The sequence below is a fragment of the Pseudomonas sp. LBUM1645 genome (assembly GCF_059716185.1).
This window is the reverse complement of record NZ_CP166811.1, coordinates 3,768,341-3,792,890: the sequence shown is the minus strand read 5'-3', so window position 1 is coordinate 3,792,890 and position 24,550 is coordinate 3,768,341. Positions and strand designations below refer to the sequence as shown.

Annotated in this window: 19 protein-coding genes and 1 pseudogene; 13 read left to right on the top strand and 7 right to left on the bottom strand. The window is 59.0% G+C overall.

Annotated features, from left to right (window positions below):
* Positions 1-6: 6 nt before the first annotated feature.
* Positions 7-1,509 carry an ATPase domain-containing protein gene (locus ACA079_RS16895; RefSeq protein ID WP_497700150.1) on the bottom strand — a complete coding sequence of 501 codons (1,503 nt, stop codon included), beginning with the start codon at positions 1,507-1,509 and terminating at the stop codon, positions 7-9.
* 116 nt (positions 1,510-1,625) lie between these two features.
* A complete protein-coding gene (locus ACA079_RS16890) occupies positions 1,626-2,681 on the bottom strand; it encodes a tetratricopeptide repeat protein (protein ID WP_497700149.1) in 1,056 nt (351 codons plus the stop codon).
* Positions 2,682-2,885: 204 nt separating this feature from the next.
* Between ACA079_RS16890 and ACA079_RS16885 the strand changes: the two genes are divergently transcribed.
* The 3 genes from ACA079_RS16885 to ACA079_RS16875 are packed head-to-tail and all read left to right on the top strand — an operon-like array spanning position 2,886 to position 6,193.
* Positions 2,886-5,033 (top strand): FUSC family protein, encoded by a 2,148-nt coding sequence (locus ACA079_RS16885; protein WP_497700148.1) that lies wholly within the window; start codon positions 2,886-2,888, stop codon positions 5,031-5,033.
* Positions 5,023-5,223 (top strand): DUF1656 domain-containing protein, encoded by a 201-nt coding sequence (locus ACA079_RS16880; protein WP_033054985.1) that lies wholly within the window; start codon positions 5,023-5,025, stop codon positions 5,221-5,223. Before ACA079_RS16885 ends, ACA079_RS16880 begins: the two co-directional genes overlap by 11 nt.
* 4 nt (positions 5,224-5,227) lie before the next feature.
* Positions 5,228-6,193 (top strand): HlyD family secretion protein, encoded by a 966-nt coding sequence (locus tag ACA079_RS16875; RefSeq protein ID WP_497700147.1) that lies wholly within the window; start codon positions 5,228-5,230, stop codon positions 6,191-6,193.
* Positions 6,194-6,392: 199 nt separating this feature from the next.
* Here ACA079_RS16875 and ACA079_RS16870 read toward each other — a convergent pair whose 3' ends face one another.
* The 5 genes from ACA079_RS16870 to ACA079_RS16850 form a co-directional block, all read right to left on the bottom strand.
* The gene (locus ACA079_RS16870) at positions 6,393-7,814 is read right to left on the bottom strand and encodes an efflux transporter outer membrane subunit (protein ID WP_497700146.1); all 1,422 of its coding nucleotides are present in this window, start codon (positions 7,812-7,814) and stop codon (positions 6,393-6,395) included.
* Positions 7,811-10,993, bottom strand: a complete 3,183-nt coding sequence (locus ACA079_RS16865) for an efflux RND transporter permease subunit (RefSeq protein ID WP_497700145.1) — start codon at positions 10,991-10,993, stop codon at positions 7,811-7,813. Before ACA079_RS16865 ends, ACA079_RS16870 begins: the two co-directional genes overlap by 4 nt.
* 12 nt (positions 10,994-11,005) lie before the next feature.
* The gene (gene mexE, locus ACA079_RS16860) at positions 11,006-12,259 is read right to left on the bottom strand and encodes a multidrug efflux RND transporter periplasmic adaptor subunit MexE (protein ID WP_008156373.1); all 1,254 of its coding nucleotides are present in this window, start codon (positions 12,257-12,259) and stop codon (positions 11,006-11,008) included.
* Positions 12,260-12,743: 484 nt separating this feature from the next.
* Entirely contained in the window at positions 12,744-14,984 is a 2,241-nt protein-coding gene (locus tag ACA079_RS16855) for a xanthine dehydrogenase family protein molybdopterin-binding subunit (protein ID WP_497700144.1), read from the bottom strand.
* Positions 14,985-14,996: 12 nt separating this feature from the next.
* The gene (locus tag ACA079_RS16850) at positions 14,997-15,470 is read right to left on the bottom strand and encodes a (2Fe-2S)-binding protein (RefSeq protein ID WP_150753628.1); all 474 of its coding nucleotides are present in this window, start codon (positions 15,468-15,470) and stop codon (positions 14,997-14,999) included.
* Positions 15,471-15,917: 447 nt separating this feature from the next.
* On the opposite strand from ACA079_RS16850, the gene ACA079_RS16845 reads away from it, so the two are divergent.
* From ACA079_RS16845 to ACA079_RS16800, 10 genes and pseudogenes are all read left to right on the top strand, one after another.
* Positions 15,918-16,901 carry an aldo/keto reductase gene (locus ACA079_RS16845; RefSeq protein ID WP_497704335.1) on the top strand — a complete coding sequence of 328 codons (984 nt, stop codon included), beginning with the start codon at positions 15,918-15,920 and terminating at the stop codon, positions 16,899-16,901.
* Between the two features lie 187 nt (positions 16,902-17,088).
* Entirely contained in the window at positions 17,089-17,931 is an 843-nt protein-coding gene (locus tag ACA079_RS16840) for an SDR family oxidoreductase (RefSeq protein ID WP_497700143.1), read from the top strand.
* A gap of 37 nt (positions 17,932-17,968) precedes the next feature.
* Positions 17,969-18,730, top strand: coding sequence for an SDR family NAD(P)-dependent oxidoreductase (locus tag ACA079_RS16835; protein ID WP_497700142.1), 762 nt, complete (start codon positions 17,969-17,971; stop codon positions 18,728-18,730).
* Positions 18,731-18,823: 93 nt separating this feature from the next.
* Positions 18,824-19,240, top strand: a complete 417-nt coding sequence (locus tag ACA079_RS16830) for an ester cyclase (RefSeq protein WP_497700141.1) — start codon at positions 18,824-18,826, stop codon at positions 19,238-19,240.
* A 275-nt stretch (positions 19,241-19,515) separates the two neighbouring features.
* The gene (locus ACA079_RS16825) at positions 19,516-19,893 is read left to right on the top strand and encodes a DUF1330 domain-containing protein (protein WP_497700140.1); all 378 of its coding nucleotides are present in this window, start codon (positions 19,516-19,518) and stop codon (positions 19,891-19,893) included.
* Positions 19,894-20,132: 239 nt separating this feature from the next.
* A complete protein-coding gene (locus tag ACA079_RS16820) occupies positions 20,133-20,879 on the top strand; it encodes a YkgJ family cysteine cluster protein (protein ID WP_497700139.1) in 747 nt (248 codons plus the stop codon).
* A 180-nt stretch (positions 20,880-21,059) separates the two neighbouring features.
* Positions 21,060-22,144 (top strand): annotated as a pseudogene (locus tag ACA079_RS16815) (NADH:flavin oxidoreductase/NADH oxidase).
* 102 nt (positions 22,145-22,246) lie between these two features.
* Positions 22,247-22,621: an antibiotic biosynthesis monooxygenase gene (locus tag ACA079_RS16810; protein WP_497700138.1), complete on the top strand. Its 375-nt coding sequence runs from the start codon at positions 22,247-22,249 to the stop codon at positions 22,619-22,621.
* The gene (locus ACA079_RS16805; protein ID WP_497700137.1) at positions 22,608-23,576 is read left to right on the top strand and encodes an XdhC family protein; all 969 of its coding nucleotides are present in this window, start codon (positions 22,608-22,610) and stop codon (positions 23,574-23,576) included. The genes ACA079_RS16810 and ACA079_RS16805 overlap by 14 nt, the downstream gene beginning before the upstream one ends.
* Positions 23,577-23,601: 25 nt before the next feature.
* A complete protein-coding gene (locus ACA079_RS16800; RefSeq protein ID WP_497700136.1) occupies positions 23,602-24,513 on the top strand; it encodes an AraC family transcriptional regulator in 912 nt (303 codons plus the stop codon).
* Positions 24,514-24,550: the final 37 nt, after the last annotated feature.

Genomic DNA, 24,550 nt, shown 5'->3' with positions numbered 1-24,550 from the left:
GGGCAATCACGGGCTGCCTTCCTCAAGCAAGGGTTTGCTGGCTCCCAGATAAGTGGGGACGCCGCGCAATACCCCTTGAAATGCATCCAGCGGTTCACCAATGGTCATCCCTTGGTCGCTGATGCGGTATTCCCGAATGGTTGACTCATGGCTGCCCGTGCGTTTCTTGATGATCGAGATCGCCCGGCGAACCTTGCCCACTGCCTCGAAGTAACGCAGCAGGATGACCGTATCGGCCAGATAGGTGATGTCCACGGGGGCCTGCATGTCACCGACCAGTCCATGCTGGGCGACGGTCATGAAGGTCGCGGCACCCTGGCGGTTGAGGTACAGCAGCAACTCGTGCATGTGCAGTACCAGCGCGTTTTCCTCTGGCATTGCCGCCTGATAGCCATTGATGCTGTCGATCACCACGGTCTTGATATTGCCCTCATCGACGCAGCGACGAACCCGGTAGGAAAACTCTCCGGGGGACAACTCGGCCGCGTCCACTTGCTCGATCAGCAGGTTGCCAGTGTCTTGCAGTGCCTTGAGGTCGATGCCGATGTTCTTCATGCGTTCGAGCAGCAACCCGAGCTCTTCGTCGAAAATAAACAGTGCGGCTTTTTCGCCCCGAGCCACGGCGGCAGCGGCGAAGATCATCGAGATCAGCGATTTGCCAGTACCGGCCGGGCCGAGGATCAGCGTGCTGGAGCCGGTCTCGATACCGCCGCCGAGCAGAGCGTCCATGGCCTTGATGCCGCTGGACAATTGCTGGCGGACATAGCGACCGCGGTGCTCGGCGGCCACCAGGCGCGGAAAAACATGCACGCCGTCGCCCATGATGGTGAAGTCGTGATAACCGCCACGGTACTTCTGACCGCGATATTTCACCACGCGGATGCGTCGACGCTCGGCGCCATAGTTGGGGGTCAGTTCTTCAAGGCGTACAACTCCGTGGGCCACACTGTGCACGGTTTTATCGAGGGATTCGGTGGTCAGGTCGTCCAGCAACACCACTGTGGCGTCATAGCGCACGAAGTAATGTTTGATCGCAAGGATCTGGCGACGGTAGCGTAATGAGCTTTGGGCCAGCAGACGGATCTCGGAAAGGCTGTCGAGCACCACGCGGGTCGGTTTGACCCGTTCGACCACTTCGAAAATCTGCTTGGTGGCTTCGCCCAGTTCAAGATCCGAGGAATACAACAAGCTCTGCTGATGCTCGGCATTGAGCAGGCTTTCAGGGGGCGTCAGCTCGAAAATGTGGATGTTCTCATCCAACTCCCAGCCGTGGGACAACGCTCCCTGTCGCAGTTCTCGCTCGGTTTCCGACAACGTGATGTACAACGAGCGTTCACCGGCACGAGCGCCGGCCAACAGGAAATGCAAAGCGACGGTGGTTTTGCCGGTACCGGGTTCACCCTCCAGTAAAAACACATGCCCGCGGGACAAACCACCGGCCAGGATGTCATCCAGACCTTCGATGCCGGTGGCGGCTTTTGCACTGATCAACTCGTTTGATGTAGACAAAAAATGCCCTCTCATGACTAGGGGAAACGAGGCAGCAGGCCGTAAGTGCCTGAATGGACTGCCTGTTCTCTTGACCCTTGGCCGAGACGACGAGTTCAACGAAATTTTTGCTGTTGTTAAAGCCCTTGCTGCAAGGCCGGGTCGTCGGGATTGAGTTGTTCAAGTTGCGCCAACAGAATCTGCACGTTCTGCAGCTGGCCGCTTTCTTTCCAGTAGTTGATCAACAATACCCGGGCTCTCCGGTCGGCCGGGTGCCGCTGGACGATCTCCTGCAACTGTTTCTGCGCCGCTTCCAGTTCCTGTTCATCGTGAAGTGTGGTGGCCAGGTCGTAGCGGTAATCCTTGTTGTCCGGCTCCAGCTCCACGGCTTTGGAAAGGCCGAGCAGGGCGAACTCACTTTGCCCGTGATGCAGCAGCCAGAGCCCCAGGGCATGTTGCAGGTAGGCCGAGTCGGGCTGAGCCTTCAGCTGCTTGGCCAACAGTTGCCGGGCAGCATCGTTTTGGCCCAGGCGATCCAGCACGTCGATTTGCATCACCAGCGCGGGCAGGTTGCCGGGCGCAAGACGCAAGGTGTTCTGCAGCGCCTGCTGCGCCTCTTTCCATTCGGCATTGTGCAGATGCAGCCGAGCCAGTTGATATTGGTTGTCGGCGCTTTCCGGTTGACTCTTCAGGTCCTGTTCCCAGGCATCGATGGCTTGCTCCAGCGGCCCGAAGTACAAACCGAGATCGTCCGGCGACAGCCCCAGCAAGGCATTCACGGCGGCATAGCGGACGCGCTGTTCGCTGTCATCGAGTAACGGGCCCAGCAGCAGGCTGCGCTGACCGCTGGGCACCAGACCGCTGATGCTTTTGATCGCCGCGATGCGCACGTCTGGCGATTCATGCTGCAAGTCCGCATCCGCCAGTTTCAGGGCCACGGAGCTGGGGTAGTTGGGCAGTTCGGCATGCAACCAGACGCGGCGTTTGGGCGATATATCAGAGCGGGCCAATTGCTGGTAGAGCACCCGCGCTGCGCCCGGCTGGCCTGCGCGCGCCTGGTTCAGCGCCTCGCTGTAGCCACGCTTGATCGCCTCCGGCACGGCGGGGGTTGTGCTGCGCAGGAAAAACCAGGCAAGGCCGATGGCAAACAGGACGCAGAGGCTGATGAGCAAGTAGCGGCGGGACTGGGGCATGCAGGAATCCGGGAGCTGGCAAGCTGTTGCAAAGATGCCAGCTTCGGTCAGGCAAGGCTGTGAGTCAAACCCAGACTTGGTTCATTACGTTAGTCAGTCGATTCAAGGCAGTCTGGCTTTTCAATGATTTTGCCTACAGGTTGCGTCGACATTGAAACCCGTCGAGGCGCCTTGGCAGTGACTACGCTTGCTGGAGATGACTCGATGAGCGTTCCCATGCAACCGCTGCTTCAGTACTTCAAAGCGATACTCAACCCCGGGCCCGGAGTGGCGCTGTTCGCCCTGCGGACCATCGCGGCCGGGCTGCTGACGTTGTATCTGGCGTTCCTGTTCGACCTTGAGCAGCCCAAGTGGTCAATCATGGCGGTGGTCATCGTCAGCCAGCCATTGGGCGGCATGGCCCTGGCCCGGAGTTTCGGCCAGGTCATCGGCACCACGTTCGGGGCGGTCGTGGCGGTGTTGATCATGGCGATCTTTCCCCAGGCGCCCCTGCCTTTCATCCTCACCCTGGCCTTGTGGCTGGCGCTGTGTACCGCCGGCGGCACCTTGTTGCGCTACACCAGTTCCCAGGCGTTTGTTTTGAGCGGGTACACGGCGGTGGTCGTGGCACTGCTGGCGGTGCCCGATCAGGACGGTACATTCCTTCTCGCCGTCACCCGCGTGACCGAGACGCTATTGGCGGTGGCTTGCGTGTGCGTGGTCAGCCTGCTCACGGCGCGACCGGAAGCTGTGGCCCGGGATTACTTCGCCAAAATCGATCAGGTCATCAAGCTGCTTGCGACCCACGCCGCTGCGGTCATTCGAACCGAGGAAAGCGAAGCCGATTTCCATCGACGGCAGATGCAGCTGCTCGGCGCGATCAGCGCCCTGGAGGGGGTACGTCGGCATTTGTATTTCGATGCGCCACGGTTGCGCAGCTCCAATGAGTTGGTGCAGTTGCTGGGCAATCAGCTGGTGTTGTTGACGTCGCGGCTGACAGCTTTGCGTCACCAGCGGGAGCTACTTGCCGAGCGCTGGAAAGGCGCGTTGCCGGAGGAGATACAGCGTTTGCGCGCCGAAGAACTGGTCTTTCTCGATGAACTGGCCTTGCAGGGGCGATCATTGTCGACCAAGGCCCGGCAGCGCTTCTCGGCACTGCAACAGCGTTTCGATGACCAGGCCTACAAGGCCGAACAACTCACCGAGACGATGCCAGCCACCCTGCGTTCACTGGCCTGGGCACTGCGCTGGGAACAGGCGCGGATGCTGGAGCAGCTCGGCCAGATTCTCGAACTGAGCGACGCGATCCAGGACGGGCGTGCGGCCAGTAGCATGTTCCGCGGCCAGGACAACCCCTTGCATCTGGACTTCACCCTGGCGGCGATGAACGCGATCCGGGCATTTACCGCATTGGTGGTGGCCGGTCTGATCTGGATCGAGACCGGTTGGGACGGGGCACGTGGCGGGATGATCGTGGCCGGAATTCTCTGTTCTCTGATGGCGACTTTCCCCCGGCCGTTGCTGGCCAGCCAAAGCTTTGCCAGGGGGTTGGGTCTGGCCTTGGTGGTGTCGGCGCTGTATCTGTTCCTGCTGATACCAATGATCAGTGACTTCGAGTTACTCGCCTTGTTGCTCACCCCCTTGCTGTATGCCGTCGCGGTGGGGTTGTCGAGCCCGCCAACCACGGGCACAGGCATTGGTCTTGGGCTCACGACAATGCTGTTGCTGGGCCCGCAAAACACAGAAATCGGCCAAAACAGTGCCATTCAGTGGTTCGAGTTCGCCGGTTCCTATATCTGCGCAGCCGCACTGGCGCTCAGTGTCTACGCCTTGATCTTCCCGTTCAGGCCCGTTTTGCGGATTCGCCGGCTGTTCAATGAGAACTGTGAGCAGGTCTACGCTTTGCTGAAGACGCCGGCCACCGATGAGCAGCAATTCGCGTTTGAAAGCCGCATGGTCGATCGCCTGACCATGATGTTGGGATTATTGCCGGCTACCAACGACAAGCAATCCAGCGAGCTGTTCGAAGTCAGTCTCGGGTGCATGGCGCTGGGTGTTGCCTTGAACCAGCTCAGGCAACAGGGACAGAGCAACACGTTGCTCAGTACTGAACAGCAAAACCGTTTGCTCGCTGCGGTCCGTGAGACAGGACGATTGATCGCCGGGCGGCCCGGAATTGATCTTGAGCAGCTACTCGGCAACTTGCGTGTCTTGGGCGATGAAATGGACGACTTGCATTTAGACGTTCATGAACACCTGTGGTCGGTCTTCAGGATGCGCGTGGCGTTGTTGATCGTGGTGTCGTTTCTGGAGCGACATCGTAAATACTTTCAACCCGCACAAACCGAAGGAGTGCCAGCCCTTGCCCATTGATTTTGAATTGGGTGGCGTCTACTTGCCGCCGATTGCCCAGGCATTACTGCTGGCGCTACCGATTTACCTGGTGCTGGACTGGATCTTGCGCCGCCTTGGCGTGCTGCGGTTCGTCTGGCATGAAGCCTTGTTCGAAGGTGCGCTGTACGCCTGCGTTTGCGCAACGCTGATTCTGGTGATGGGAGCTTGATGCGTTGAAGAAGATCCTTGCCCGACTCGTTACGGTGGCGGTGGTGTTGCTGGCCTTTGTTCTCGGCTGGTTTGCCTGGGAACATTACACCCGCGCCCCCTGGACCCGCGATGCACGGGTGCGTGCCGATGTGGTGACGTTGTCCGCCGATGTCTCGGGGCGCATCGTTGGCCTGGGCGTGCAGGACAACCAGCATGTGGAGAAAGGCCAGTTGCTGCTGGAGATCGACCCGGCACGCTATGTCCTGGCGGTTGAGCATGCCAAGCGCTCGGTGGAAGTGGCGAAAGCCACCCTTGGTCAGTCCGAGGCAACGATTGTCGCCAGTGAAGCGTTGCTCCGCCAGCGTCAGAGTGAAGAGCGCCGACGGCGCACGCTCAAGCAGCGGTTGGCAATTTCTGGCGAAGAATGGGAAAAGTCCAGCACGGAAGTGGCGGTGGCGCAGGCCGAATTGCTGCGTAACCAGGCCAACCTCGGTCTGGCTCACGCTAACGTGCAATTGGCCATCGCCGCATTGACCCAGGCCGAACTGGACTTGCAGCGCACCCGGGTCGAAGCGCCCGTGACGGGTTACGTCACCAACCTGCTGACCCGTCAGGGTGACTATGCCGCGGCCGGTGGCGCGTTGTTGGCGCTGGTGGACAGCGACTCGTTTTATGTCAGTGGCTATTTTGAAGAAACCAAGCTGCCACGAATCGAGGAGGGCGACCGGGTCAGGATTGAATTGATGAGCGGCGAAACCTTCGGCGGCACTGTGCAAAGCATTGCCTTCGCCATTTCCGACCGGGAGAACCTGCCCGGCGGTCGATTGCTGGCCAACATCAACCCCAGTTACACCTGGGTCAAACTGGCGCAACGGGTGCCGGTGCGGATACAGATCGACCCCGATTACGCGGCCAAAAACCGACTGCGTGCCGGGACCACGGCCACCGTAACCATCATGGAAAACCACGATCACCAATCCACACCTTGACCATGTAGGAGCCGAGCTTGCTCGCGATGGCGGCGTGTCAGTCGACATCAATGTTGAATGTTAAGCCGCCATCGCGAGCAAGCTCGGCTCCTACAGGGGTAAGGTGTTTTCCTCAGGCAAAAAAAAGCCCCGCGACCGAATGAGGCGCGGGGCAAAGGAATTGGTTGGTTGCGGCCAACCAAAGGAGCTTGTTAAAACATTACTTGCTGGCGACCGTCTCTGGTTGCCAGCCACCGCCCAGCGCTTTGTAAATCGCGACAATGCCGCGATACAGATCGACTTCGGCCTGGGCCTGAGTGTCTTCAGCTGCCAGGCGCTCACGCTGGGCGTCGAGCAGGACGAGGAAGTCCGCAGTGCCTTCGCGGTAGCGAATTTCGGCCAGGTCAGCCGCGGCGCGGCTGGATTCACTCTGACGAATCAGTGAGATCAAGCGCTGTTGACGTTTGCCGTAGTCGCTAAAGGCGTTTTCCGATTCTTCCAACGCCAACAGTACTTGCTGCTCGTAGGTCGCCAGGGCGCCTTCGGCATCAGCATCGGCGCCACGTAGACGGGCGCGCACGCTGCCAAGGTCGAACGCCGCCCAGGTAATGCTTGGGCCCAGTGCCCAGGCGTTGGCCGCCGAGGAACCGATTTGCGAACCGCGCCCGGCGGTGAAGCCAAGGAAACCGCTGAGGCTGACCCGAGGGAACAAATCAGCCTTGGCCACGCCGATACGGGCGGTAGCGGAAGCCAGTTTGCGCTCAGCGCTGAGAATGTCCGGGCGACGTTGCAGCAGTTCACCCGGATCACCGATCGGCAGGGCCTTGGCGATCGCCGGCAAGTCTTTTGGACTCAGGTCGACGGTCAGCTTGTCCGGCCGCTCACCCAACAGGGTAGCGATGCGGTTTTTCTGCCGAACCTGTTCGGCCTGCAATTGCGGAACGCTGGCTTCGACGGACGCCAGGCGCGCATCGGCGCGAACCACATCGAGCTGATCGCCGACGCCGGCATCACGCAGACTGACGGTGATCTTGCTCGATTCCTGCTGGTTGTTCAGGTTGGCCAGGGCGATCTTTTCCCGCAGCTGCGCACCGCGCAGTTGTCCGTAGGCATCCACCAGTTCGGCAATCATCGAGACTTGCAGTTGGTACAGATCGGCTTCGAGCGCTTGCTGTTCGGCGTCGGCAGATTCCAGGTTGCGCTGGATACGGCCAAACAGGTCGATCTCCCACGCCATGTCCAGGCCCAGGTCGTAGCGTTCGCTACTGACCCGCTTGGTGGTCTGGCCCGGGATTTGACCCTTGGCCAGGTCACTGCTGACCCGGCTGGTGATGGTTGGCATGGCGTCATTGCTGACGTCATCGCGAATTGCCCGGGCTGCTTTCCAGCGAGCGAAGGCTACGCGCAAATCACGGTTGCCTTGCAGCGATTGAGTCACCAACTGGTTGAGGGTCGGATCTTCGAACTGCTGCCACCAGATGCCTTCGAAACGCGAGCGGTCGTAGTTCTTCTGACCGGCGCTGCCATCGGTGGCGGTGGTGATGTTGGCCGGCTCAGTGGCTGGGGTCTTGTAGTCCGGGCCGACGGCACAGGCACTCAGGGCCAGTACCAGAAGGCTCGGCAGGAAGGCTTTCAGGCTCATTGTTGCGCCTCCAGTTTCAGGGCCTTGGCCGCTTTGCGTTTTTCACCGCGCTCCACAAAGTTACGAATCAGTACGTAGAACACTGGCGTCAGCAACAGACCGAAGAAGGTCACCCCGAGCATCCCGGAGAACACCGCCACACCCATGGCATGACGCATTTCGGCACCGGCACCGCTGGAGAACACCAGAGGAACAACACCCATGATGAACGCGAAGGAAGTCATCAGGATCGGCCGCAGACGCAGACGGCAAGCTTCCAGTACCGCGGCGAGCGGGCTGAGGCCTTCGTCCTGCTGTTTGTCCTTGGCGAACTCGACGATCAGAATCGCGTTCTTACAGGCAAGCCCCACCAGTACGATCAAGCCGATCTGGGTGAAGATGTTGTTGTCGCCTCCCGAAGCAATCACACCGGTGATGGCCGACAGCAAGGTCATCGGTACGATCAGGATCACCGCCAGTGGCAGGCTCCAGCTTTCGTACTGTGCCGCGAGTACCAGGAACGCCAGCAGTACGCAGAGCGGGAAGACGAACAGTGCGGTGTTACCGGACAGAATCTGCTGGTAGGTCAGGTCGGTCCATTCGTAGGTCATGCCGTTCGGAAGTTCTTCCTTGAGCAGTTTCTCGATGGCTTTTTCCGCCTGGCCAGAGCTGTAGCCGGGGGCTGCTGCACCGTTGATTTCAGCGGTGATGAAGCCGTTGTAGTGCATCACGCGATCCGGGCCCGAGGTGTCGCTGACCTTGATGAAGGTCGCCAGCGGGATCATCTCGCCTTTGTTGTTACGCACTTTCAGCTGACCGATCTGGTCCGGTTCGAGACGGAACTGCTGTTCAGCCTGAACGTTGACCTGATAGGTACGACCAAAACGGTTGAAGTCGTTGGCATACAGCGATCCCAGATAGATCTGCAGGGTGTCGAAGATGTCGCTGACAGCCACGCCGTGGGTCTTGGCTTTTTCCCGGTCGATAGCCGCATCGACCTGTGGCACGTTCACGGTGTAGCTGGTGAACAGGGCGGCCAGTTCCGGGACGTTGTGGCTTTTGTTGATGATGTTCATGGTTTCTTTGTACAGCTCGTCATAACCCAGGTTGCCCCGGTCTTCGATCTGCAGGCGGAAACCACCGATGGTGCCCAGGCCTTGTACCGGCGGCGGCGGGAAGATCGCCATGTAGGCTTCCTGAATTCCGGCGAACTGGCCGTTCAATGCACCGGCAATCGCACCGGCGGACATGCTCGGGTCTTTACGCTCGTCGAACGGTTTCAGGGTCACGAACACGATGCCGGCGTTAGGGCTGTTGGTGAAACCGTTGATCGACAGGCCAGGGAAGGCCACCGCACTTTCCACGCCAGGCTGTTTCAGGGCGAGGTCGGACATGCGTTTGATCACATCTTCGGTACGGTCCAGGCTCGAGGCATCCGGCAGTTGCGCGAAGGCCACCAGGTATTGCTTGTCCTGGCCGGGGACGAAACCGGTCGGGGTGTTGGCGAAACCGAAGAAGGTCAGCACCATCAGACCTGCGTACAGCAGCAGGGCGATACCGCTGCTGCGGATAACCCGGCCCACGGTGCCGACATAACCATGGCTGGCCTTGTCGAAGAAGCGGTTGAACGGACGGAACAGCCAGCCACCAAAAATCTTGTCGAGGACCTTGGAGAAACCGTCCTTCGGCGCGTCATGGCTTTTGAGCAACACTGCGGCCAGTGCAGGCGACAGGGTCAGCGAGTTGAACGCCGAGATCACAGTCGAGATCGCAATGGTCAGGGCGAACTGCTTGTAGAACTGCCCGGTGAGCCCGGAGATGAAGGCCGCCGGGATAAACACCGCACACAGCACCAGTGCCGTTGCGATGATCGGGCCGGTCACTTCACGCATTGCCCGTTTGGTTGCTTCGACCGGCGTCAATCCCAGTCCGATGTTTCGCTCGACGTTCTCCACCACCACGATGGCGTCGTCCACCACGATACCGATGGCCAGTACCAGGCCGAACAGTGACAGGGCGTTCAGCGAGAAGCCGAACAGGTGCATCACGGCAAACGTACCAATCAGCGAAACCGGCACCGCCACCAACGGAATGATCGAGGCGCGCCAGGTTTGCAGGAACAGGATCACCACCAATACAACGAGGATCAGCGCTTCGAAGAGGGTGTGAACCACCGCCTCGATGGAGCCGCGCACGAAGATCGTCGGGTCATAGACGATGCTGAAGTCCATGCCTTCCGGAAAGCTCTTTTTCAGCTCCGCCATCTTGTCGCGTACTTCGTTGGAGATTTCGATCGCGTTGGAACCAGGACGCTGGAAGATCGGGATCGCTACCGCCGGCTGGTTGTTCAGCAACGAACGCAACGCGTATTGGCTGGAACCCAACTCAATGCGAGCGATGTCTTTCAGGCGAGTGATTTCACCGTTTTCGCCGGAGCGAATGATGATGTTCTCGAACTCTTCTTCAGAAACCAGACGACCTTGGGTGTTGACCGACAGCTGGAACGCCGTGGCATTCGGCGCGGGTGGCGCACCCAGTGCACCGGCAGCCACCTGACGGTTTTGTTCACGGATTGCGGTCACGACGTCGGTGGCGGTCAGGTTACGCGAAGCAGTCTTGTTCGGATCGAGCCACACACGCAGCGAGTAATCGCCCATACCGAACAGCTGCACGTCACCGACACCGCCCAGACGCGCCAGCTCATCCTTGATATTGAGTAAGGCGTAGTTGGACAGGTAGAGCATGTCGTAGCGTTTGTCCGGCGAGGTCAAGTGCACAACCATGGTCAGGTCGGGCGAAGCCTTGTCCACGGTGATACCAATACGGGTCACTTCCTCGGGAAGCTTCGGCTCGGTCCGGGTCACGCGGTTCTGCACCTGTACCTGTGCGTTGTCCAGGTCAGTGCCCAGCGCAAAGGTGATGGTCAGGGTGATCTTGCCGTCAGCGGTGGACTGCGAGGACATGTACAGCATGTTCTCGACGCCGGTGATGGCTTGCTCCAGTGGCGCGGCCACGGTTTCACCGATGACTTTTGGGTTGGCACCCGGGAAGTTGGCGCGGACCACAACGGTCGGCGGAACCACTTCCGGGTATTCACTGATCGGCAGCTGGAACAGCGAGATGGCGCCGGCGATCAGGATCAGCAGCGAAAGTACCGCTGCAAAGATCGGCCGTGAAATGAAGAATTGGGAAAAATTCATCGTAGAGATCCCTTAACCGCGTGGTGTCGCAGCAGCCAGTTTCACAACCGAACCCGGCGCGACCTTGGCAGGTGCGACTTGGGGCAGGTTGCTGGCTTCCAGCGCTTGTCGTTGTTGTGCGAGTGCCGCGAGGGTTTGTTCACTGGCCATCGGGATCACTTCAGGGGTGACCGGCGAACCAGGGCGAACTCGTTGCAGACCCTTGACGATGACGGTGTCGTCCTTGTTCAGGCCGCTGCGCACGATGCGCAAACCTTCGATCTTCGGACCCAGCTCGACCGAGCGGTAAACCGTCTTGTTGTCGGCATCCATCACCAGCACGAACTTTTTACCCAGATCGGTACCGACCGCTTCGTCGTTGATCAGCACGGCGGAATAGGTGCCGCTGCCGACCAGTTTCAGACGGGCATACAGGCCTGGGGTGTAGGCGCCGTCGCTGTTGTCGAACACGGCACGACCGCGGATGGTGCCGGTTTTCGGGTTGACCTGGTTGTCGACGAAGTTCATCACGCCCTGGTGTGGGTTGCCGTCTTCGTTGGAGAGTCCGAGGTAAACCGGCGTGGTTGCACCGCGTTTGCCCTGGCGAGCGAGCTGGGTGTATTTGAGGAACACACGCTCGTCGGCGTCGAAGTAGGCGTAGACCTTGTCAGTGGAAACCACACTGGTCAGCGCGGTGGTATCGGCGGTCACCAGGTTGCCGGCGGTGATTTCCGCGCGGCTGACGCGGCCACTGATCGGTGCAGTGACACGGGTGAAGCTCAGGTTCAGTTTGGCCAGGTCCAGTTGCGCCTGGAGGGCGCCGACGGCGGCGCGGGCTTCTTGAGCAGCGCTGGTGCGCGAATCGGCCAGCTCGGCGGAGATCGCGTTGCTGGTGCGCAGACGTTCACCACGCTGGGATTCGTTTTCGCTGCGGGTGGCGTTGGCGCGGGACTGGGCAACCAGGGCTTCGAGGCGGCGAACCTCGGCCTGGAATGGACGCGGATCGATCTGGAACAACAGGTCGCCTTTCTTGACCAACGCGCCTTCAGTGAAGGCCACTTCATCGATCTGACCAGAGACCCGTGGACGAATTTCTACGGTTTCCGGCGCTTCGAGGCGCCCGGTGAATTCGTCCCACTCATTAACCGGTTGTTCCAGCACCTTGGCCACGCTGACCTTGGCTGCGGGCATAGTGGCGGCCGTGTCCGGAGTCTTGCCGCAGGCGCTCATCACCAGTACGGCCAACAGGGCCAACGGGAAGCGTAAATGTTTGAGTGATTGTTCCATGGATGCATCCGCCAATGTATTGAGAATGGACGGATGATGCTCGGCGAGGATGTATCGCACGAATCGAATGAGGCAAAGGTAACTATCATTCGGAATGATATAAGTTCGATGCAAGCTCTCTAGCGTGCACCTTTCGTTAGGCGGCTATCAATTAGATTGATGACAATTCAGTGTTGCGGGGAATGCAAAGATAAGGCGTTGGATCGAGTCGCTGCCATCGCGAGCAAGCTCGCTCCCACAGGGTAATGCATTCCAATGTGGGAGCGAGCTTGCTCGCGATAGGGCCAGCAGCCCTCATGCAAAATCAGGATCAAGCCAGACTGTCCGGATCCCCGAAAAACATTTTGACTTGGCTCTAGGTCAGCGCTCTCAAGGCAAAAAGCCTGGTGTTGCCCCCAATATTGCCCCCGCTCGCACCTAGATTCTTGTTAGCCGAGAGGACCACGAGTCCGTATGTCCGGACTCGTTGCTCCCCCCGGCTCTGTCACGTCAGCTTGAAGGGCAGCTCACGTACCGACTTACCCGTGAGACGTGCGACCGCGTTTGCAAAGGCGGGGGCCAACGGTGGAAGGCCGGGTTCACCCATCCCTGTGGGAGGCTCGGCGCTTGGCACGACATGTATGGAAAATTCCGGCATATCGGTGATGCGTGGAACGCTGAAGTCTGCAAAATTACTCTGTTGTACGACGCCGTCTTTCAAGGTGATGGCGCCGCCCGGCAAGCACATTGACAGCCCCATAAGGGCGGCACCTTGTACTTGGGCCTCAACGCTGCGCGGGTTGACGACCAGGTTGCAGTGGACGCCGGCGGTCACATGGTGCAGTACCGGACGGCCGTTCTGCACCGAAGCTTCCACGACGTAAGCCACTACCGAACTGAACGACTCATGTACCGCAACGCCCCAGGCTCGACCAGCAGGCAGCTCGCGTTTGCCGTACTCGCTCTTATCCACCGCCAGTTGCAATGCAGCGCGATGGCGCGGACTTTGATCGGCAAAAAGTTTCATCCTGTAAGCCACTGGATCTTGTTTGGTTGTTCGGGCGATCTCATCGATCACCGTCTCCATCACAAAGGCTGTGTGGGTGGAGCCCACACTACGCCACCACAACACCGGTACATTGAGTTTTGGGTGATGCACCGTCAGACGCATCGGCAGAGGATAGGGATCGCGCATACCTTCTGTTGCCGTGGGGTCTATGCCGTTTTTCACCCGCCCCCCGAACATGGTGCCACTGATGATGGACTGTCCTACCACAACGTGGTCCCAGGCCAGCACCTTGCCGGTATCGTCAAAACCGATACGAGCACGGTGCAGGTGCATGGGGCGGTAGTAGCCGCCTTTGATATCGTCCTCACGGCTCCAAAGCGTGCGCACCGGTACATTCAAACCGGCCATTCGCGCGGCCTTGGCCACCTCGCATGCCAGCACCACAATGTCGCTGGTGGCTATGCCACGCCGACCAAAGCCGCCTCCAGCCGCCTGCACATTAATTTGAACTTGCTCGGGCTTGAGGTTCAGCACACGTGCGGCCGCGGCGCTGTCGGCCCCGGCAAACTGGGTGCCTACCCATAACTCGCAGCGTTCTTCTGACAGTTTGACTGTGCAATTCAACGGTTCCATTGGCGCATGAGCCAGATAAGGAAACACGAACTCGGCTTCCAACCGATGCGGTGCTGTTTCCAGTGGCGCCATGTCCGCCTCGAAGAGCCGGGGACCAGGACGACCCGCCAGCTCTCGGTAGTCGGCCAACTGCTTGTCGCTATCGACCTTTTCGACAGTCGTCGTATCCCATTGCAGTTTCAGTGCATCACGCCCTTGTTTGGCTTGCCAGTAACCGTCAGCGACGACGGTCACTCCTTCGGCCCCCCCATCAAGTGGGACGCGCAGCACTGCCTTCACGCCGGTGATGGCGCGTGCATCGCTGTCATCTAAAGAGGAAATTTTGGCGCCGAATACCGGTGGTCGGGCCACCACGGCAGTTAGCTGCCCCGGCAGTTTCATGTCGATGCCGAAATCCTGCTGGCCACTGCTCTTGGCTTTGGCATCGATGCGGGTGGTGGCATGGCCAATGATTCGGAAGTCTTTGGGATCCTTGAGCGTGATCGTATCGGGCACGGGCAGCGCCATCGCGGCCTCCGACAGTTCGCCATAGCTCGCTTTGCGGCCCGCGGGGCCGAGCACCATTCCAGATTGCGTGCTTAGGCTGGCCACATCCACATTCCAGCGCGTGGCCGCCGCGGCGAGCAGCATGGCGCGAGCGCGGGCACCCAGTTCGCGGTACTGGGTATAGCTGTTCTTGATCGAATTGGAACCGCCAGTAAGGTGCATGCCAAAGAGTGGATCCTGGTAGGCGATGTCGCTTGTACCATTGCGACTGCGCACGAGGCTCCAATCAGCATCAAGCTCTTCTGCAAGGATCATCGGTAGGCCAGTCTGCACGCCCTGACCGAACTCCAATCGGTTGATGGTTACTGTTACTTCCCCATTCGGCGCTATCTGTACGAATGCCGAGGGTTGCTGATGCGGCTTGAGAGTTTCTGCGCGGTTGTCGCCAGGCTGTTGCGCCAGGGCCAGGTGAGGAAATGCCCCCAACGCCAGGCCACCGACACCAAGGATTTTCAGGAAACTGCGGCGGGGGAGCGTGGTGGGGCCGTCGATCTGGTTGCGTTCGAGCATGTGTTGCAACGCGCGGGGGAGCTCGTCCGGGTAGATGTCGTTGAACATGGCAAGCTCCAGTCAGGCGAGGGCTTTGGCGGCGTCGGCCACCGCCGCACGGATACGAGCGTAAGTGCCGCAGCGGCAGATGTTGCCCGCCATGGCCGAGTCGATCTCGGCCGCTGTGGGCTGCTTGCCCTTGGGTTGAGCCTTGAGGAAAGCCGTTGCGCTCATGATCTGGCCACTCTGGCAATAGCCGCATTGCGCAACGTCATGTTTGACCCATGCCTCGTGCACGGCTGTGCCAACTGGGTCACTGCCATTGGTTGCTGCTTCGATGGTGGTGATCTTCCTGCCCTCGGCGGCCGCGACAGGCGTGACACAGGAACGAATGGCCTGTCCATCAAGGTGAACAGTACAAGCGCCGCAAAGTGCTGCCCCGCAGCCAAACTTGGTGCCGGTCATGCCCAGCGCGTCGCGCAAAGTCCAGAGGATCGGGGTGCCAGGGTCTACGTCAACCGTGTAGTCACGGCCATTGATGTTGAGGGCGCTCATAGTGGGACAGCTCTCCATGAATGAGTGGAATCAGTGTTCCGGGCATTCGCCAACTGTAGCGCCGTACTGCCTGGATCGATTGCGCGATCTGCTTCAATGATTGCCCAATTTGATGAATGAACTGAGCGTTCAAAGCGCGCGACTCACGACGCTTGAAATTCCTGAAGCGGTGATTGAATCAGGCAATGAAAGAGGTAGATCGGGCAACTCTTTGAGCTATTGGTCGACGCATACTTCAAACATTGGATCTACCGAATAGGACCCACCATGGAAAAGGATAGAAAGATTCATGGATCCAGCTCCCAGGATCTACGAACCCTCAGTCGTCGTGACGTGCTGATCAACTCGGCCATCGTTGGCACTGGATTGGCCGTCAGTCCCTTGTCGTGGGCAACCTCATCGGACCGCAGCCATAGCATCAATGGCACCTTTGATGGAGGACATGTCATGCAGCAGCGCAAACTTGGCAACCTGGTTGTCTCTGAGTTGGGCTCGGGATGCATGAGCATCAGCGCCAATTATGGCCCGCCGGCAGACAGAGCTGAAGGCATCAAGCTGATTCGCAGCGCCCATGAAAAGGGTGTCACCTTCTTTGATACGGCTGAAGTCTATGGCCCGTATACCAACGAAGATCTGGTCGGCGAGGCGCTTGCCCCTTTTCGTGATCAAGTGGTCATCGCCACCAAGTTTGGTTTCGATATCGAAGCTGGCGGTCTCAATAGCCGTCCTGAACATATCAGGGCAGTGATTGAAGGTTCGCTCAAACGCCTGCGCACGGATCACATTGATCTCTACTACCAGCACCGAGTCGACCCGTCAGTCCCGATCGAAGAGGTCGCGGGTGTGATCCGGGATCTGATCAAGGAGGGCAAGGTGTTGCATTTCGGCCTATCCGAAGCGAGCGCCAGCACGATTCGTCGGGCGCACGCAGTCCAGCCGGTGACGGCTGTTCAAACCGAGTACTCGCTAATGGAACGAGACGTGGAACGAAACGGCGTGCTTGCAGCGTGCGAGCAGCTCGGGATCGGTTTCGTGCCATGGGGGCCGCTAGGAATGGGCTATTTGCCTGGCACCCTGAATGGTCGAACCCGGCTCGATCCGAAGACGGACCTGCGAGCTGGATTCGACCGTTTCAGCCCTGAGAACCTGACAGCCAACACCCCTATCATTGATTTCCTCAAGGCGTTTGCGAAACGCAAGGGCGCCACTCCCGCGCAGATCTCGCTGGCATGGCTGCTGGCCCAGAAGCCCTGGATTGTTCCGATTCCAGGTACGCGCAGACTGGATCACCTGGAAGAGAACCTGGCATCCGTCAGCGTTCAATTGACGTCCGCAGACCTGAGTGAGATCCAAACGGCGCTATCCAGGCTCAAGGTGCACGGCGGTCGAATGAATGAAATGCAGATGCGCGTTGTCGATGAGGCGGAGTGAACGGTGCCATGAAAGCTTATCGCCTGAACCCCTTCACGCGCCGTGAAGAGCTGTTGCGAGAGGTCAGAGCGAAGAGGGTTGAGCTGGCGCAATATTCGTCATTTTAGGCAATGAATACGCCGATTGATGCAGCAACCAAAAGGAGATCCTCGACACAATAGGCACTCGTTAGAAAAGGAACAATCACATGACTGAGAAAAAAGTCTGGTTCATCACCGGTGCTGGCCGTGGACTGGGTGTAGACATCGCCAAAGCGGCACTCGCTGCCGGTCATGCCGTCGTTGCCACCGGCCGTGATGCAGGGAAAGTGCTGGCGGCAATCGGTGAGCATGAAGACTTGCTGGCCATCAAGCTTGATGTCACCCGTCCCGATGACGCCCAAGACGCCGTCGAGGCCGCTATCGGCAAGTTCGGACGGATTGATGTACTGGTGAACAACGCGGGTAACTTCTATGCGGGCTTCTTCGAAGAGCTAAGTCCGGAACAGGTTCGCAGCCAGATCGAGACGCTGCTGTTCGGTCCGATGAACGTCGCTCGTGCAGCACTGCCGGTGATGCGTAAGCACCGCTCTGGTCTGTTGCTGACCATTTCCTCTACGGCGGGCATCGCTGGCGGCATGTTCTGTACGGCCTATGCGGCAGCGAAATTTGGCCTCGAAGGATGGATCGAGTCGCTCGCGCCAGAGATCGAACCCTTCGGTATTCGCACGATGTTGGTCGAGCCCGGTTTCTTCCGCACAGAACTGCTGACGGTCGATTCCACCACCTACGCGCTACCCTCCATCGACGACTATGCCCAGCGGACGCGAGAGACCGTCACGGTCTGGAATGGCATGGACGGCAAACAGGGCGGTGACCCTGCCAAGCTCGCCGATGCGATTGTGCAGCTGGCAGGGCTCGACGAGCCGCCGGTTCGTTTCGCCGCGGGCTCCGATGCGGTGCAGACCTTCGAGGCCAAGGCCAATGCGCTACTGGCACAGGCCGACGCCTACCGTCAGCTGTCGTCCTCTCTTGCACACGATGACGCCTGACGCTCAGTTTTCTCCTTGGTTCGCAAAGGACACATTCATGACATCAACACTCTCGGGCGCCGTCGCCATTGTCACCGGAGCCAGTAGCGGAATTGGCCGCGCCACGGCGCTGGGGCTCGCTGCACGGGGCGCCAGCGTCGCCCTGATTGCTCGCCGCCAGGACCGATTGGATGCTCTCGCGGCGCAAATCCAGGAGGCGGGCGGCAGCGCCCTCGCGGTGCTTGCCGATATTACCGACCGCGCCCAATCCGAGGCGGCTGTTCAAGCGGTCGTCGAACGGTTCGGGCGGCTGGACATTCTGGTCAACAACGCAGGGCTGATGCTGCTTGGCCCTATCGTCGGCGCCGATCCCGAGGAATGGGAGCGGATGATTGCGATCAACCAGAAAGGCCTGTTGTACATGACCAATGCGGCTTTGCCGCACTTGCTGGCTGCAGCCGAAGACGGGCCTCGCCGGGTCGCCGATATCGTCAACATCTCATCGATCGCTGGCCGTGTAGCCTGGGCCAACTATGGCGTCTACAACATGACCAAATTTGGCGTGAACGGATTCACCGAATCCCTGCGTCAGGAAATCACCAAGAAGCATGTCCGCGTGGGTGTGCTGGAGCCTGGCGGTGTCGACACGGAGTTGGGCTCGCATAACAGCGGAACGATGCGCGACAGCATCGATGCTTTCTACGAGAGCACCGAGGTGCTGCAGGCCGAGGACATCGCCGATGGCGTGGTTTACATGGTCACCCGGCCACGCCATGCCGCCATCAGCGAACTGTGGATCATGCCCACTGACCAGGTTTAAGGGTTCTTCAGCGAGGGGGATCTCAATGAGCAGCCCCTCTAACGAGGTCGAGGCGTTGTTTTACAAGCGACTCACATAGAAAGAGAAACCATCATGGAAACGGGATCAAAAAAGCTTCTGATGAAGCGCTTCACTGATTTCATAAACACCGCGAGCGATGAGTTGGCCGGGGAGCTGATCTCTCCGCAGGCGATATTTTTCGTCCCGGGCCGTTCTGAGCCTTTGCAGGGGCCGGACGGCTATCAGGAGATCATTGCGATGATGCGCGCAGGCTTTCCAGATATTCAGTGGACGCTTGAGGAACTGATTATTGAGGGCGACAGGGTGGCCGCGCGTTTCACGATGCGCGGTACGCATCATGGAAGCTTCCTGGGTGTTCCACCCTCCGGAAAGACAATCGAGGTCAAGGCGGTAAATTTCTATCGGTTCGCCGATGGTCAAATAGTTGAAGAGCATGGTCAGCCTGACCTGCTGGGTCTACTTCAGCAGATCGGTGCGGTACCGCTATAGGTCCACGGTCGGACTCAGTGCATGGTCGCCATGGGTAATTGGCACCCGTGGCCCATGCAGGACGGCGGCCTCAGGTGTCCATGCATCCGTAAACGGTCACCTGTTTTAACCTTGAGCGTCAATTCACTGGATCAGGCAGTAGAAGCAGCAGAACCGGCAACTCCCTCCAGGCACACCCTCACATATTTTGAAAACCATGATGGCCCATCGATGACCGATCCGGCTCATCTGGGGTTTCGTTCTGTCTGTTATTCAAATTCATGGGAGTTCATACGATGAAAAGATTGGTCACAGCTGCTGTCGCTGCAATCACGTTCGCGTTTGCCGGTATCTGTCTGGCGCAGGATTCAACGCCGCACGGCTACATGATCGCCAACTACCAGATCAACGATCAGGCAACCTTCCAATGCTACATGGAAGCCGCAGGGCCGCTGGCACCGAAGTACGGTGGCAAGGTGATTGTTTTCAATCTCAATGCCACAGCTATTGAAGGAAAGCCCAAGTCGGTCATGGCCATTGCCGAGTTTCCAAGCCTTGCCGACGCACAGCGGTTCTACAACTCGCCCGAATACACCGTAGCTAAAAAACTTCGAATAGCCGCTACCGAAGGCTCCGTTGTGATTACCGAAGGCTATGTGCCTGCACCGCAGTAATCCGACGCCACGCACCGGCAATCACCTGGCGGATGTCTGGCACACTTCCAGCGCCTGGCACCTGTGCTGGGCGTTGGTCGCTCAGCAATCTGCTTGAATCAGGTAAGCAAGTACCCGGATCCGGCAACCCGATCCACACGGGGCTTCACATACTCCGCGTGAGCCATCGAGACCTGGCACGCAGCTAACGGCGTGGCAAGCACTCCATGGGCATTCGAAAACTGCTGTGAGTGCTCGATATGGAAAACAACGCAATCCGGTTTGCCTGCAATGGCTGCGGGGTTTGTTGCAAAGGGCGTCTGATCCCACTGACATTGAACGAGACGAGGCAGTGGCTGCAACGCGGGCATGAGGTGGCGGTGATATTGGAGGCATTCGATGAATCGACCTGGCAGTCGGATCCTCGGCAGTATGCCCACAGCGCGCAACGGGCGGTGGAGGTCGCGAGCGGTGATGCACGGATTCGGGTGGTCGCGGTGCTCGCAGGTAATGCGCTGCAGCAATGCCCAAGCCTGGGCGAAGACAATCGCTGCGGTATCTATGAAGAGCGGCCGCTGGTTTGCCGCATCTATCCGATGGAAATCAATCCGTTTATTGCCCTGAACCCGGAAAACAAGGCCTGCCCGGCAGAGGTCTGGGAGCAGGGCGAGGTCTTGTTCTCCGACCGGATCGTCGACCCGGTACTGGCCGATCAAGTCGAACGCTCCCGTCAGGCCGACAGGGACGATGCACAGGCCAAGATTGTCGTGTGTGAAGCCATGGGGCTAAGCGTTGCCGCCTGGAAGAGCAATGCCCTTGCGGTGTATTTACCTGATCGAACGTATCTACTTGAGGCCATTCATCATTACGACATCGGGATGAGGGCACCGACAAGCCAAGACTGGAAGATACGAGTCGATACCCCTGAGTTACAGCAGCAACTGCAGGCGGCGGGTGTTGCTCTGGATGATCGGCCGCACGTCGACTACATCTTTCATCGATTGTAGAGCGGCATCATTGGATTAGGCATTAAGACGGTTTGAAATAGTTTGTAATATATGGGTATGGCAAGTCGACGTTATAAAACTCCGTTGAATCGTGCAAACAACTGCGCTAATCAGGCAATCGGCCGATGCCGGGACCGCATCATACTGTGGCCATCCTGATCAACGAGGTAGGACCGCACGATGACCTCTCTTTTCACGCCCTATACCCTGAAAGACGTCACTCTGCGCAACCGTATCGTTGCTTCGCCGATGTGTCAGTACCAGGCACGTGACGGGCTGTTGAATGAATGGCACCAGACCCACTATGAAACCCTGGCCAAGGGTGGAGTTGGTCTGGTGGTGGTCGAGGCCACGGCCGTCTCACCGAGGGGGCGGATAACCTTGGGTGATGCCGGGCTCTGGAGTGATTCACAAATACCTGTTTTTGCCATGTCATCAAGGCGGCTGGGGCAGTGGCAGGTATTCAGCTGGGGCATGCTGGACGTAAAGCCGGTTGCACAGCGCCTTGGCAAGGCGGGGCGCCGCTGCCGGAATCCGATCCTCAGGCCTGGCAGCCGATCGCACCTAGCGCATTGCCCTTTATACCCGGTACCCCGCATATCCCCGGGGAGATGACACACGAAGACATTCAGCGCACGCAACACGATTTCGCCAGGGCTGCAGTCCGGGCGTTGGAGGCGGGGTTTGAATGGCTGGAGCTGCATTTCGCGCACGGCTTTCTCGGTCAGAGCTTTTTGTCTCGGCACGCTAACCTTCGCACTGACCGCTACGGGGGAGACCTGGAGAACCGGGCACGGTTCCTGATTGAAACTGTGGCCGCGGTCAAGCGAGTCTGGCCGGCTCATTTACCTCTGGCCGTGCGCCTGGGCGTGGTGGAGTTTGGTCAGGAGGCTGAGCGGTCTTTGTACGAGTCGATTCAGGTGCTGGATTGGCTTAAAGGGGTAGGGGTCGACTTTGTCGACGTCTCCTTGGCGCTCTCTACCGCAGGTGAACCCGTGCCTTGGACAGCGAACTTCATGGTGCCTTATGCCGAGAAGGTTCGCGCTGAAACAGGCCTGCCGGTGGGCACCAGTTGGATGATCACCGATGCCAGGCGAGCGGATGATTTCGTGCGTAATGGGCAACTCGACCTGGTGTGTTTCGCTCGTAGTTTACTGGCGAATCCGCATTGGCCGTTTCAGGCGGCACGAGCCCTGAACATTCAGAACCCTTCGGGGGTGCTGCCAACCCCTTATGCATATTGGCTGCAGAACTGGGCGAGTTGAGTTCGCCCCTGCTGGCAGGCGCTGCTCCATGAATGCCTGTTTCGCCATGATCGGGCTGCTGAGCAAGGCCCACGACCTGAACCTGTTTTTTGGAGAGTGCTCATGAATGAATCAGCCCGCGATTCCGGGTTTAGCCAGTTCGTTGAATTCACCGTCGATCCGTTCCATGTGCAGGGGCTGGTGACGGCATTGATCACTCGCTCGAAGCAATTTACTTGCTTCTATCCTGGCTTCATCAGTGCGCAAGTACATGTCAGTGATGAGGGCGAACGGGTGCTCATGAAGTTTCTGTGGTCCTCCAGAGCCGACGGCGAGCACGCACTTGAATTGGCGCAAACGGTAGAACCGGATTTGTTACATCTGGCTCGCCAACATCATGCCAGCGCTCTGTTGTTCAGTACGTATCACGCAGTGGCTGAAGTGCGTGTTTCAACCGACAGCCTGATGGCTCACGTAGACGCCTATGAAAAACCTTGATCTTCAGGTCATTCAGCAAGCCCTGAGTTGGCTCGATCAGCGCCATTGCGTGTGGCTGTGCACGGTTCTTGCGACATTCGGCTCCGCGCCACGGGGGCCTGGATCGATGCTGGTAGCCTTGCCGACGGGACGCTTCTGCGGCTCGCTGTCGGGAGGTTGTGTAGAGGAGGATTTCCTGGACCGATTGGGCCGTGACGAATTCGCCGGCCACAACCAGATTGTGCGCTATGGCGAGGGTGGACTTGCACCCTCGCTGGAGTTGCCCTGTGGCGGTGTGCTTGATGTGCTGGTAGAGCGTTTTGAGCCGAATTCCCAGGCGCGGGAGCACTTCGCCGTGTTACTACGTGCGTTGCAGGGCCAGGATCGGGTGGAACGCCGGGTTTCATTGAGGTCCGAAACTCGATGCATTGAAATCGAGACGGCGGTTAGCGCAGCCGTCTGCGTGGAAGTCGATCAGGTGCGCATTCGCGTGGGGGCCGCTCATCGGTTACTGGTGGCTGGGCTGTCGCCGGTGGCAGAGTTTTGCGCCGGTTTCGCGGTTGCACTGGGTTATGAGGTGATCGTCTGTGATCCGCGCACAGAACTGACCTCGGGGTTCAGCATGGCAGGGGTGACGTTGGTCGAGATGTTGCCAGCTAAATACATTTCCCAAGTCGGTTGCCACGCGGCGACGGCCATCGTGGCCTTGACCCATGATCCCCGCCTGGACGATCTAACCTTGCTTGAAGCGCTCAGAACCCCAGCATTCTACATCGGCGCCATGGGCTCCCAGCGCACCAGCGCAAGGCGCCTGGAGCGGATCAAACGCATCGGTATGCCGAAAGATCGGGCACTTGAGCGGATTCATGCACCTATCGGCTTGAGGCTGGGGAGCAAGACCCCGGCGGAGATTGCCCTGGCGGTCATGGCAGACATTGTTCGTGTGAGCAACGGCATCGTTCGTGAGCAGCTATAGACTTCATGTTTTCAAGGAGAGCACTGTGCAGCCTGCTACCAAAAGTCACCAAATTGCCACCAACACAAGTCGTCTCGCCGGCGTCGTCAGCCAGATTGTGCGCAGTGATTGCGACCTGCTCACCGCCGTTCCCGGTCTGAGCCTGCATCGACGCAAGTCTTCCACTGCGCCTGTGCACTGTATTTACGGACTGGGGATTGGGGTGACTTTGCAAGGCTGCAAGCAGGTCATGGTGGGGGAGGAAGTGCTGAGTTACGCGCCCGGTCAGTCCATGGTTACCAGCGTTGACCTACCGGTCATTTCACATGTGACCCAAGCGAGCGTCGCACAACCGTTTCTGGGCATGATGCTTACGTTTGACAGCGCCACGGTGATACAGCTCGCCGAGCGCATGCGGTTGTCACAGCGCATGAAGGATGAAGGGTTCCGGCCAATCACGGTACAGGCGCTGGACGCCGCGGTGCTTGATGCACTGGAGCGTTTGGTCGGACTACTCAGCGAGCCTGAACTGCTTGAAACACTCGCGCCGCTGATCAAGGAAGAGATCATAGCTCGCCTGTTAAGCGGTGCTCATGGTTCGCAGTTGCTACATGTCGTCGCCGCGGGCTCGCCGAGCCAACACATCGCCAAGACGCTTGCCTGGCTGAAACTTAACTTTCGCCTTGCACTACGCATGGACGACTTGGCGGCGAATGCACACATGAGTCCGTCTACCTTTCGCCAGCATTTCCGCACCGTAACGGGCATGAGTCCGCTGCAGTATCAGAAACAATTGCGGCTGCAAGCGGCTCGACAGTTGATGCTAAGTCAGAATGTCGACGCAAGCAGTGCGGGAGGGTTGGTGGGGTATGAGAGCTCGTCGCAGTTCAGTCGCGAGTATAGCCGTCTGTTCGGAGAGCCGCCGCAGCGGGACATAAAACGAATGCGCTTGCAGTAGATAGGTTACAGCTGCGAATGGCGATCTTTCGCTGACC

What these genes read in the sequence shown, in the direction of transcription:
- ACA079_RS16890 (WP_497700149.1), bottom strand. Translation starts at nt 2,681, where the DNA reads ATGCCCCAGTCCCGCCGCTACTTGCTCATCAGCCTCTGCGTCCTGTTT.
- ACA079_RS16885 (WP_497700148.1), top strand. Translation starts at nt 2,886, where the DNA reads ATGAGCGTTCCCATGCAACCGCTGCTTCAGTACTTCAAAGCGATACTC.
- ACA079_RS16870 (WP_497700146.1), bottom strand. Translation starts at nt 7,814, where the DNA reads ATGAGCCTGAAAGCCTTCCTGCCGAGCCTTCTGGTACTGGCCCTGAGT.
- ACA079_RS16865 (WP_497700145.1), bottom strand. Translation starts at nt 10,993, where the DNA reads ATGAATTTTTCCCAATTCTTCATTTCACGGCCGATCTTTGCAGCGGTA.
- mexE (WP_008156373.1), bottom strand. Translation starts at nt 12,259, where the DNA reads ATGGAACAATCACTCAAACATTTACGCTTCCCGTTGGCCCTGTTGGCC.
- ACA079_RS16855 (WP_497700144.1), bottom strand. Translation starts at nt 14,984, where the DNA reads ATGTTCAACGACATCTACCCGGACGAGCTCCCCCGCGCGTTGCAACAC.
- ACA079_RS16850 (WP_150753628.1), bottom strand. Translation starts at nt 15,470, where the DNA reads ATGAGCGCCCTCAACATCAATGGCCGTGACTACACGGTTGACGTAGAC.
- ACA079_RS16845 (WP_497704335.1), top strand. Translation starts at nt 15,918, where the DNA reads ATGCAGCAGCGCAAACTTGGCAACCTGGTTGTCTCTGAGTTGGGCTCG.
- ACA079_RS16840 (WP_497700143.1), top strand. Translation starts at nt 17,089, where the DNA reads ATGACTGAGAAAAAAGTCTGGTTCATCACCGGTGCTGGCCGTGGACTG.
- ACA079_RS16835 (WP_497700142.1), top strand. Translation starts at nt 17,969, where the DNA reads ATGACATCAACACTCTCGGGCGCCGTCGCCATTGTCACCGGAGCCAGT.
- ACA079_RS16830 (WP_497700141.1), top strand. Translation starts at nt 18,824, where the DNA reads ATGGAAACGGGATCAAAAAAGCTTCTGATGAAGCGCTTCACTGATTTC.
- ACA079_RS16825 (WP_497700140.1), top strand. Translation starts at nt 19,516, where the DNA reads ATGAAAAGATTGGTCACAGCTGCTGTCGCTGCAATCACGTTCGCGTTT.
- ACA079_RS16820 (WP_497700139.1), top strand. Translation starts at nt 20,133, where the DNA reads ATGGAAAACAACGCAATCCGGTTTGCCTGCAATGGCTGCGGGGTTTGT.
- ACA079_RS16810 (WP_497700138.1), top strand. Translation starts at nt 22,247, where the DNA reads ATGAATGAATCAGCCCGCGATTCCGGGTTTAGCCAGTTCGTTGAATTC.
- ACA079_RS16805 (WP_497700137.1), top strand. Translation starts at nt 22,608, where the DNA reads ATGAAAAACCTTGATCTTCAGGTCATTCAGCAAGCCCTGAGTTGGCTC.